The sequence below is a fragment of the Flectobacillus sp. BAB-3569 genome, from assembly GCF_002270355.1.
Lineage (GTDB): Bacteria > Bacteroidota > Bacteroidia > Cytophagales > Spirosomataceae > Flectobacillus > Flectobacillus roseus.
On sequence record NZ_NJFZ01000022.1, the window covers coordinates 134,890 to 145,799 of the forward strand.

8 protein-coding genes and 1 pseudogene are annotated in these 10,910 nt (G+C 37.7%); 3 read left to right on the top strand and 6 right to left on the bottom strand.

Annotation, left to right across the window (positions count from 1 at the left end):
• Positions 1-20: 20 nt before the first annotated feature.
• The 4 genes from BWI92_RS20480 to BWI92_RS20500 form a co-directional block, all read right to left on the bottom strand.
• Positions 21-707 (bottom strand): hypothetical protein, encoded by a 687-nt coding sequence (locus BWI92_RS20480; protein ID WP_095166308.1) that lies wholly within the window; start codon positions 705-707, stop codon positions 21-23.
• Positions 708-1,255: 548 nt separating this feature from the next.
• The gene (locus BWI92_RS20485; RefSeq protein ID WP_095166310.1) at positions 1,256-2,041 is read right to left on the bottom strand and encodes a hypothetical protein; all 786 of its coding nucleotides are present in this window, start codon (positions 2,039-2,041) and stop codon (positions 1,256-1,258) included.
• On the bottom strand, positions 2,026-2,913 hold the full coding sequence (locus tag BWI92_RS20490) for a hypothetical protein (protein ID WP_141234855.1): 888 nt from the start codon (positions 2,911-2,913) through the stop codon (positions 2,026-2,028). The genes BWI92_RS20485 and BWI92_RS20490 overlap by 16 nt, the downstream gene beginning before the upstream one ends.
• A 587-nt stretch (positions 2,914-3,500) precedes the next feature.
• Positions 3,501-4,658, bottom strand: coding sequence for an iron-containing alcohol dehydrogenase (locus BWI92_RS20500; protein WP_095166317.1), 1,158 nt, complete (start codon positions 4,656-4,658; stop codon positions 3,501-3,503).
• Positions 4,659-5,231: 573 nt separating this feature from the next.
• On the opposite strand from BWI92_RS20500, the pseudogene BWI92_RS28915 reads away from it, so the two are divergent.
• Together BWI92_RS28915 and BWI92_RS28920 are read left to right on the top strand one after the other, a co-directional pair.
• Positions 5,232-7,361: pseudogene (locus tag BWI92_RS28915) on the top strand (glycosyl hydrolase family 95 catalytic domain-containing protein); the annotation flags it as partial.
• A 6-nt stretch (positions 7,362-7,367) separates the two neighbouring features.
• A complete protein-coding gene (locus BWI92_RS28920) occupies positions 7,368-7,739 on the top strand; it encodes a glycoside hydrolase family 95-like protein (protein ID WP_409024759.1) in 372 nt (123 codons plus the stop codon).
• Positions 7,740-7,892: 153 nt separating this feature from the next.
• Here BWI92_RS28920 and BWI92_RS20515 read toward each other — a convergent pair whose 3' ends face one another.
• Together BWI92_RS20515 and BWI92_RS20520 are read right to left on the bottom strand one after the other, a co-directional pair.
• Positions 7,893-9,305 (bottom strand): TolC family protein, encoded by a 1,413-nt coding sequence (locus BWI92_RS20515; protein WP_176464492.1) that lies wholly within the window; start codon positions 9,303-9,305, stop codon positions 7,893-7,895.
• Positions 9,306-9,481: 176 nt separating this feature from the next.
• A complete protein-coding gene (locus BWI92_RS20520; RefSeq protein WP_095166325.1) occupies positions 9,482-9,949 on the bottom strand; it encodes a hypothetical protein in 468 nt (155 codons plus the stop codon).
• 330 nt (positions 9,950-10,279) lie between these two features.
• Here BWI92_RS20520 and BWI92_RS20525 point away from each other — a divergent pair, with 330 nt between their 5' ends.
• A complete protein-coding gene (locus BWI92_RS20525) occupies positions 10,280-10,651 on the top strand; it encodes a hypothetical protein (RefSeq protein ID WP_095166327.1) in 372 nt (123 codons plus the stop codon).
• The last annotated feature ends 259 nt before the right edge of the window (positions 10,652-10,910 follow it).

The following is a 10,910-nucleotide window of genomic DNA, read 5'->3' on the forward strand; positions in this document are numbered from 1 at the left end:
ATGGATTAAAAGAGAAAAGTTTAGTCTAGTCTGATGGCTAACCTCAGATTGACAACTGGCCAGTATTTCCAGTCTTTCATGTTTTCTTGAACTTTGGCTTGTTGTTCGCTCATACTGCTTAGTCTTTTATCACCAGTTAAGGTAACTTTAGGTGTTTGGGTATAATAAGAACCTACTTCAAAGCCAAAACCAACTCTTCTTTTAGGAACAGTTCGCCCAAAGCCAATGCCAGCAAAAGGCGCATATTGTTTGCCATAATCTACTGTAAACTGTACATTCCCTACTTCTTCGGGGGTAAAAGTCGTACTCCCAAATTTGTAAGTGCCTGTTGGTGTTACTACCAGCGCAATTTGCCCTTTATCAAAGTATGAAACACCGCCAATTAGTTTGAAGCTACTTTTTTTGAATGGATGATATTCAAATGAAAGACTAGCAATAGATACGTTGGCGTCTCCTCCCAACTTTACGTCTTCACCCGAAGTTTTGGCAGTGGTGTTTGTGTTGTATTTGAAATAGCTATAGCCCAAGCGTGCAGTGATTTTTGGACTGATGGCATAGCCAATATCTAACCCTGGGGTAGTGCCAAGGTTTAAACTAAGACCTAATTTATGAGAAGAGCCACCTAGCGATTGGGCTTTTGTTACATTGCTGTAACTAATGAGACATACATAAAGAAGGAATAAACTAAAAGTAGTTTTTTGTTGCATAAGTTTTTTACTGAATTTTAGAAAACATACATGATCATTAAAGTATTTACGATGGTGTATATAGGAGGTATTACGAGAAAAGGAATAATGATTTTATAAACTTTAAAGTGTGCCAAGTTGGTTTTGCTTCTCTAACTAATTCAAGTTTGACTGATCAACAACTAAAGGCTTTAGGCACAAAGTGCGGTTCTATTTCATAACAAAATACCTTTCATTATAAAACGCTTTGTGCCGTTGCCCTCAAGGTAAGAGGTAGTACCATAAATTTGTTCGTGTAATCCTATAGTATCAGATGAGTTTTAACGATAAGCTACAGCTTAAGTAAAAACCTTATATTAATATTTTTTAATTGGGTTCAGGTCTAGGCCTTAGGTAGAGTGGTTTGTATTTAGGAAACAATCGCTTTGAACCTACAAGCACAAAGCATATTTGTCGTGCCAAATCCTAACAAGATTAGTACGACAAATATGATAAGGAAGGTTGGGAAACTGTATAAAATGGGCATGACAAAAAGTTGACAAAACGCCAACTTTTTCATAAACAGAAGCTTATAAAGATCTTTTAATTTCGATCCAAGGTTTTTTTCTTAAACGTAATCTAGTCTGATGTATCGTGTTTTTGTTTACGCCAATCATATTCGCCATTTCTTGTGTACTCAAATCTAGTTTTTCGAGCATCAACAATCGGAGTTCGGCATTGGTGAGATCAGGGTATTTTTCTTTGACGGATTGCATATAACCTGGGTGTACTTTTTCAAACATACGCTTGAAGTTTGTCCAACCTTCATCAGTAAGAATGGTAGACGAAATAAGTTTTTCGAAATGCTCATGCTGGTTGTCAGAAGCATTGAGCTTTTCATTTTCTTGTCGAAGATTTTCAATAAGCTCCGACATACTCCGAAAATGATTGGTTTGCCAAGCAAGTTCTTTTTGTGCCGTTTCCAGCTCACTTTCTTGCTCGCGGTGTTTATGTCTCAGACGTTGGTGGTTGACATATACCAATCCTAGCACCAGTAGTAGAATCAAAATGATGGCGTTGCGCAAATACTTTTGTAATTGCTTTTCACTTTCAATGGCTTTTACATGGTTGGCATACTTTTCTACTTCATAGCGCAATTGCATTTGCGATAATTTTTGGGCATCATTTCGGCGATTGAGGCTATCTTGAAGCATTTGCGCCAAATGCGTATATCGTAAAGCCTCCGCGTAACCACCTACTTTTTCGTAGTATTCTGAAGAATATTTATAAAGTCGTAATGGTTTGAAATAGTCAAGTTTCCCATTTGGCTCTAGTGAGGATTTGATATTATTGGCAAGCTTTAGAAGTGGAGCCACTTCATTGATTTTTTTAGCTTTAATTTTACAGGAATCAATACCATCAAGGCATCAAATTCGGCTTGTTTTGATACAACAGTATCTAATGAAAGGCGCGATTTGATAAGCTGAAATCCTTTACTGGCATAAATTTCTCCCTCTTTAATTTTTCCCTGATCTAGTAATAGTGAAGCTATGTCGATAGAAGCAAAATTTAGCCAAAATTCACTCCAATATTTGTGTTCGGGTATATCTGAGTGGAAGTTTTGATGAAAAGCTAAAATCCTTTTTGCATAAATCATCGATTTGTTATACTCCTTTTTATTTTTCCAATAGGTTTGTAAATAACTTAATACCTGCGTATAATGAAACCCACCCTCTATAGTAGGCTCGATATATCGTTCGGCAATGCGTAGGTATAAATAGGCTTTATCAAAATCACCCAAATCCCAAAGACATTTACTAAAGTCAAATAGGATAGAGGCAATGTTATAGTCTCTACACTTTTCAAATCCAAGCTCTTTTAGTTGTTCCAGAGAGGTTTGTATATCTACATAATACTGTTCGCTCGAAATCCTCTGACCCAGATACAAACTATTGGTTAATGAAGCAGCGGCAATCAATGCTTCAGCCTCATAACCTTGCTGAATAGCAATTTTTTGCATTTCTTCCAATTCTCCGAAGATACTCGCTGGTTTTCCTTTGGGAAACTTAAAACCAACATTGTTTCCAATTAATGCAAGGTAATAGCTGAGTGCTATTTGGGTGTGATAGTCCTTTTTGAAGTCAGCGACTTCAACCATTTGTGCCAGTAGTGAAGATAATTGATTTACATTGGCAACTTTCCAGAATGGATAATCATGCACATAGCGATAACGCTGTGCTGCACTCATTTCCATGAATTGGTTTTTGTTGAATACAGGTTGGGCAAGACTTAGATTTCCTAAACAGCATACAAAAAGAATTGTTGCAGTAAAGTGTAATTTTTTATTTAGTGGTATGGGAAAAAGAAAGAAGCTTTTCATTCTAGAAATTGTTCTCAAAAGCAAGTGTGTAAGAACAAAGATAAGCTAGCTTTTTTGAATTGAGAATGATGAGCTATGAATTAATGAAAGAATCAATTCTATATCGGAGGGGAGTAAGTATGAGTGATGAATTGTGAGTGATGAATTGTGAATGGACGAAGAAGTTCAAACATTCTCTTTTTTGAATATCGGATTAGTAGTGTACGAAAGATTTTATTTTGTTCAAAAGTGTTCTTATCATTAGCATTTTTGCAGTAGTGGCAATCCTTGCGGTTGCCATGTTGAGTTGGGCAACCGCAAGGGTTGCCACTACTGCAATTTTATTTTTAAAACAAAATTTGAAACTTCGTACAGGACTAATACTTAAGCCCTTTTTTCCGAAATCAAAAATCCCAAATCCGCAATGGTTTGAAAGACCTAATTCATCATTCACAATTCATCACTCAAATTTGTTCCTAGTAGCTCATTTCTACAATTTCTTTTACAACTTCTGGAGTAATATCTCGGCGTTCGCCAAGTCCTTTCCAGCCTCTTTCGGTGAAACGCTTTTCGATAAACTCGCCAGTGTGAGCATAGTCGCTTGTGTATTCAGATAAGCGTGTTTTTACTCCTAATTCATGTAACCAAGCTACTGTACGTTCAATAGCAGCATTCGCTTTTTCCTCGATAGAACCTTCGGTAATATTCCATACTCGTTCGCCGTATTGTGCCAACTTTTCTTTTTTGTTGTCAAAACGATTACGGTATAGGTTCGGGAAAATAATAGCCAATGTCATGGCATGGTCGATATTGTACAAAGCCGTAAGTTCGTGACCAATCATGTGTGTAGCCCAGTCGGTTGGCACACCTTTTTGAATCAAGCCATTAAGTGCCATTGTACAGCTCCACATAAAGTTGGCGGCAGCTTCATAATTACTTGGGTCGGCCAAAATCTTTGGTGCAACTTCAATCAAAGTCTGTAAAATACTTTCTGCAAAACGGTCTTGAAGCCAAGCATTAGCAGGATAAGTCATATATTGCTCCAATACGTGTGTGTAAGCATCTACAATACCATTGCGTAACTGACGAACAGGAATACTTTTAATTACTTCTGGGTCTAATACTGAGAATTTTGGGAATAAACCTGGTCCGCCCATACTCAGTTTTTCTTGTGTTGCTACGCGAGTAACTACTGCACCAGAGTTCATTTCAGACCCTGTAGCAGGTAAAGTCAATACTGTACCAAATGGCATAGCTTGTGTTGTACGGATAGATTTTGCCAAAATATCCCAAGGTTCACCTTCAAAGTCTACTGCCGCTACGATAAACTTAGTACCATCAATCACCGAACCGCCACCAACAGCTAATACGTAATCAAGCTTTTGAGTACGAATGATTTCTACAGCTTTCATGAGTGTTTCATAGGTAGGGTTAGGCTCAATACCACTAAATTCCACTACTTCATGACCTTTCAAGGCTTCGATAACCTGTTCGTAAACACCGTTGGTTTTGATACTACCACCACCGTAAGTCATCAATACACGAGCGTTAGCAGGAATTTCTTTGGCAATGTTGGCTATTTGTCCTTTTCCAAAAAGAATTTTGGTAGGATTCTGCAATTCAAAGTTTAACATATCTGGTTTTTGTTTAAAAAATGAAAATGTAATCCTTAGGTCTGTAATTGCTGGAAAATGTTTACGGACCTAAGCTTTTAAGAAAAACACCTTGACCTGCGCAAAAGTTTCTGTGGCAGGACAGCCTTTGAGTAGTTTTGAGAGGCTTCCCCTTTTGTTATCAGTGTTTTAAAGACGATTATTTAAGTAATAAGTGATCATGTAGGATAAGATTTAAGTTATTTGTTGAGGCACAAGGCAACAGGCAAAAGGCAAAGAGTAAAGAGTGTTAAAATGTTTTTAATATCCAAAGTCCACCGCCCAAAGCTGTTATCTGAAAGCCTAAAGCACACAACTTAAATCAAATTTGGTGCTTCTACTCAATGTAAAATATTATTTTACATTCATAATTTAAGTAAAAGGAAAGATTAAATTAATAGTATATCTGAGGCAAAAGTTGACTATAACCTTTTGATTATGAATATCTTCAAATAACCAATATACTGTTAACTAATAACGTTTTCCTACTTACAACTAATAATTCAGCACTAATACTTCCTACTGATAATCAAACTATCTAAATTCAATTCATTCATGAAACAACTTTTTTTATGGGCTTGTGCTTCGCTTATAGGTGTGCAGTCTTTTGCACAAACCGATAAACTTTGGTACGATTCACCAGCCAAAACATGGGTAGAAGCGCTCCCTATTGGTAATGGTCATTTGGGTGCTATGGTTTTTGGTCGTACAGGCAAAGAACTCATTCAGCTTAACCATACCGATTTTTGGTCGGGTGCTCCCAAAGATTGGAACAATCACAATGCAGCTCAGTACTTCCCTGAAGTAAAGGCATTGATGAAACAAAAGAAATACGCCGAAGCAGAGGAGCTTTCTAAAAAACTCCAAGGCGCATTTACACAGTCGTATCAGCCTCTTGCCGATCTTACGATGACATTTTCGGATACTACCCAAATTGGAGAGTATTACCGTGACTTGGATTTGAATACTTCTACCACTCATGTTCGCTATAGCACACCTAAGGCTACTTATGAGCGTGAATTGCTAGTTAGTTTTCCAGATAAAGCAATGGCTATGCGCTTGACTGCTAACGGGGGGCGTAGTTTAGGTTTTACGATTGGAGCTTCGTCTTTGATGAAGAATAAAGTTTGGGTTGATGGTAATATCTTAAAAATCAGATTGAAAGCACCTAAACATGTAGAACCCAATTACAGAGGAGGCTTTAAGCCAGAAGAAGCCGTTCAATACGACGATTGGAATGGCGAAGGAATGGAAGCGGAGGTTTGGGTACAAATCAAATCTGCCACAGGTAAGGTAAGTGTTAAAGATAATCAGCTGGTCCTAGAAAATGCCTCTGAGGCAGAAGTGTATGTGGTAGCTGCAACAAGTTACAATGGACGTTTCAAATCGCCTGGTTTGGAGGGTTTAGAGCCTTCAAAGCAAGCTGGAGAATGGATGCGTTTGGCATCAGGGCGTTCGTATGAAAGTATTCGTAAAATGCATTATCAAGATTATCACGCACTGTATGGCCGTGTAGACTTGGCATTGGAAAGTAAAGGAACAGCCAATATCCCGACTGATAAGCGTATTGTCAACTATGCCAAAGATGCTGACCCACAAATGGTAGCGCTCTTGTTTAATTATGGTCGTTACTTACTGATTTCGTCGTCTCGTCATGGTGGTCAGGCTGCTAACTTGCAAGGTATTTGGAATAATATGGTACGTCCGCCGTGGAGTTCTAACTATACGACCAATATCAACGTGCAAATGAATTACTGGCCTGCCGAAATGTGTAACCTTTCGCCATTGACTGAGCCATTGATGAATTTGATTAAAGATTTATCGGTAAATGGTTAAAAAACGGCTGAACTACACTATAACCTCAAAGGTTGGGTAGCGCACCACAATACCGATATCTGGGGTTTGACTTCCCCTGTGGGTGATTTTGGTACAGGCGACCCTGTTTGGGCCAACTGGCAAATGGGGGCAGCTTGGTTGTGTAGTCATGTGTATGAACATTATTTGTACACAGGCAACAAACAGTTTTTACAAGAGTTTTATCCAGTTATGAAAGGGGCCACCGAATTTGTAATTGGTTTCTTGGATAAAAACGATGCAGGTTATTATGAGTTAGTTTTTGGGGTATCTCCCGAAAATCAATATAAATATCAAGGAAAAAACTTAGCTATCTCAGCAGGAACAGCTATGGACCTAGCCTTGACTCGTGAGTTATTGAACAATTGTTATCAAGCAGCCAAAGCATTGAATCAAGACCCTGCTTTTGTGAAGCAATTGGAAGAGTTATTGCCGAAACTTCAACCTTTCAGAATCAACGATAAAGGTAATTTGATGGAGTGGTCAGAGGATTTTGAAGAAACAGATGTTCACCATCGTCACTCTTCGCATTTGTATGCCTTGCACCCAAGTAATCAAGTAAACCCTTGGACTTCTCCTGAGTTATTCAAAGCCGTAAAAAATTCATTATTGCGTAGAGGTGATGCAGGTACAGGCTGGGCAATGGGCTGGAAAGTGAACTTCTGGGCGAGATTATTGGATGGCGACCACGCAATGATTATCCTCAAAAACCTTTTGAGTCCTATTGGCTTTGACGGATATGACTATCACAAAGGAGGTGTATATCGTAACTTGTTTGATGCTCACCCGCCATTCCAGATTGATGGAAATTTTGGTGCGACTTCAGGTATTGCCGAAATGTTGCTACAATCGCATTCGGGCGCAGTACACTTATTACCAGCTTTGCCAAGTACTTGGCAAAAAGGACAAGTAAAAGGATTGGTAGCTCGTGGAGGCTTTGAGGTAGATATCGTTTGGGAAAATGGTAAACTTCAAAAGGCTACTATCTTCTCAAAATTGGGGGGTACTTGCCGTATTCGTTCTGAAGTACCGTTGAAAATCAAAGGGGCAAAACTAGCCAAAGGAACAGTGTCAAACCCGCTCTTGAAATGTATTGATGGTGCAAAACCTGTTTCGGTAGTTGGGCAACCTTTAGCGACAGAAACCACCAAAAAGTACTATGAATATGATGTAGTGACTAAAAAAGGTGAAAAAATTATATGTCAATAGCAGACTAAAAAATAGTATCAAAAAAGCGGATCGAAATTATTTCGACCGCTTTTTTGATGAAAAATTGCTAGATTTTACTCGGCTTAAGACGCAATCATTGCGTCTCTACTGCTATTTTTAAAATAATCGCTCAACCATTATTCACTCAATAACTCACAAATCTTCCATATTGCCAGTGCTGTAATATTGGTAAATTTTCTTTTTCAAAAGCCAATCGTATTTGGCGATTTCTGCATTTTGTTGAATCGTGAAAAAGCTATTTTTGACGGATTCAAAATCCTTTATTTTTACCTCTCCTCGTTGTACCTTTTGTAAGGTAGTGTTAAAATATACCTGCCAAACTTGTAAGGTTTTTTGTGCTGCTTGATATTGTAAAATAGCAGCCTCCAAATTATTAGTCGACAAGAGTGCTTCTTTATAAATCTCAGCTCGTGCCGAAAGCATCGAGATATGCGCATTTTCGATATTAATGGCAGCTTGTTGCTGTTGGTATTTTCGAAGACCTCCTGTTATAATAGGCAAATTGATTTGAAAACCTACATACGCACTTGCTAGTTGTTTCCACTGCGAAAAAAAGGAGGTTGTTTTATAACTGTATGCATAGTTGGGTGAAAGTGCCAAACGTAGTTGCCCTTGCGAATACACAGGAATGGTATCGGTACGAACCAGATAAGCTTGGTCAACTTCACGGAAAAGGCTTGAAAAAGGCAATGAAACACCTGCAGCCAATGAGATCGTAGGATAGGCACTGGCTTTGACAGCATCATATTGCAGGGCTACAAGTTTCTGATTGAGTTGCGTTATTTTGGTTGACGGATGCCAGTACGCCATTTTATAAAACAAGTCATATTCCCCCTTTTTTTGACCGATAGGTCTATCTACAGTAAATGTTTCGTCTTTTATTTCTGCGATTTCGATGCCCAAAGGGTCAGGCAATGCCAAAAGTGTACCAAGATTAATTTGAGCTGTTTTCAACTCATTTTTATACTTTGTCAATGTAAATTCATCGTTGGCTACTTGAGCTTGCCATTCCAAAACGCTATAAGCTGTGTCGGGGTTGCTGGTATTGGCTTTTTGAAAAACGGCTAATTGCTCACTCGAAATACCGAGCTGACGTTCAGCACTTTTGACATAAACTTGCTGCAATAATATCTGAAAATAAGCCTGCGTGATTTGTATGGCGATGGCAACAGTATTTTTTTGTTCTTGTAAACTCGCTATTTCTTGTTCAACGATACTTTGTTGATGGGAGTTTTTTTTACGACCACCCGCCCACAATACTTGGTTCATATTGACCCCCATAATATTATTGATAAAGCCATTGGTGGCATATTGATAAGTGGTAGGGTCAAGCGAACGCCCCATAGCCAACGTCGGACTAACCGAAAACTGAACGGTAGGGTAGAGGTCGGTTTTGGTGTAAATAGTTTTTTCTAAAGCTAACTCTTGATTGAGTCGAGTTTGCTTGATTTGAAGGTTATTGTTTTGAGCATGTTGGATACATTGATGAAGATTCCAAACCTTTTGCGCTCGGACAGGCATCAGACTTATTGCTAAAAAAGTCATGATGAAGAAAAAAGTTTTCATAGGTCAACCAAAATACTGGTGGTTGTTGATGGTTTAATAAAAAAGCCACCGACTCAGCACGTATGCCTATCAGTGGCTTCAGCTATCCAATTGATTTTTACGGGTTAAGGAGTTATGGCGGGTAAAATATTTACAAACAACTCCTTATTTAAAAATTATTTATGAATAATCACAGCAGCTGATGGTGTAATGCCAATATTTGCCAAACCTCCTGTTACTGTCGTAGGGGCTGTCGCCGAAATATATTTTGCTCCAGAGGTATTGTTCAATAAATTAGTTACAACCGTAGTATTGTTGTTTACATTGTTTCCTAATACTTGTGTATTGCTAACATTAAGATTAGCTACTGTAGGGTTGTTTGACAATGTGTTTACTACTGCAAATGTATTCAAACGTGCTACGTTACTCGTTGCAGTATTAACTAAACCACTTGTACCTGAAACAACCGTAAGACCCCCGTTTGATGGGCTTGTAAGATTGGCAACATTAGATGTTGCTACAGGAGCATTAAGGTTACCAACAACTGGATTTAATACGCCATTAAGAGTTCCTGTAAGTGCTTGTGCATGAGATGCTACAACAGAACCAAATACTAGTGCGGATAAAATAAAAAGCTTTTTCATAATAAAAATGAGTTTTTGTAAATGTGGAATATATGGATTTAGGACAGCTCAACGTAAAATAGAGACAATACAGAGAAACCCATGCCAATGAAGGCATGCTATCGTTTTTTTAATTGTCTCACAAATGTTGGAATTCAAAAATATATACGGGACAGTTGAAATATTGGATTGCTAGGATTGATATTTTTTAAAAATATATTTGTCTATATTCTTGATTCTGTGGATTATAACAAAAAAATAAGCATTTCTAGAAGAATACACTTAATTTAGTCATTGATTATATGCGTTATCAATAATTTTTCTACATACATAAACAACAGCTCATTCACAATGAAAAACCTATTGCCCTGCTCACTACTTTTGATTACTTCCTTTTTTTTCTCTTGTAAATCAGAAGAAACTGCATTACCTGTAGATCGAACGAATGGTTTAAATACTGTAAAACAGTTAGAAAGACTCACCAAAGACTTATCTGTTTCCGATTCCATTATTATTTATAACAACAAAAACTCCCAAATATTAAAATTGGGAATATCCAAACCTGTGTATTATGAATATTATATGCTCATCAATGGACAAGAAATAGATCTTACTTATGCCCTTGTTACCTCTGTTAGTCCGAAATATGTGGGAAACTTTCGATATACGGAAGTAGTCATTTATATCAAAGAGCCTATTCCATATATACCAATTAGAAGGTAAATAGAAGTGCCAATCATTTTTCTATCATTACGAATTAAAGGATTATTTTAAACCAAATCATAACTATCATGAATACTACACTGAAAAATGCCCTGCTTTTCTTTTCGTTATTAGGTTCAATCGTGTCGATAGGTGTGCTGTTACTTTTTGCAAAGGACTTTACGCAAATGCAGCTTATTGGCTTGTGTATCACAACCCTTGTTTTTATACTTAATTCTGTAAGCTTTTTAACAAGAAAGAGAGAGAGGCGAGATTGATC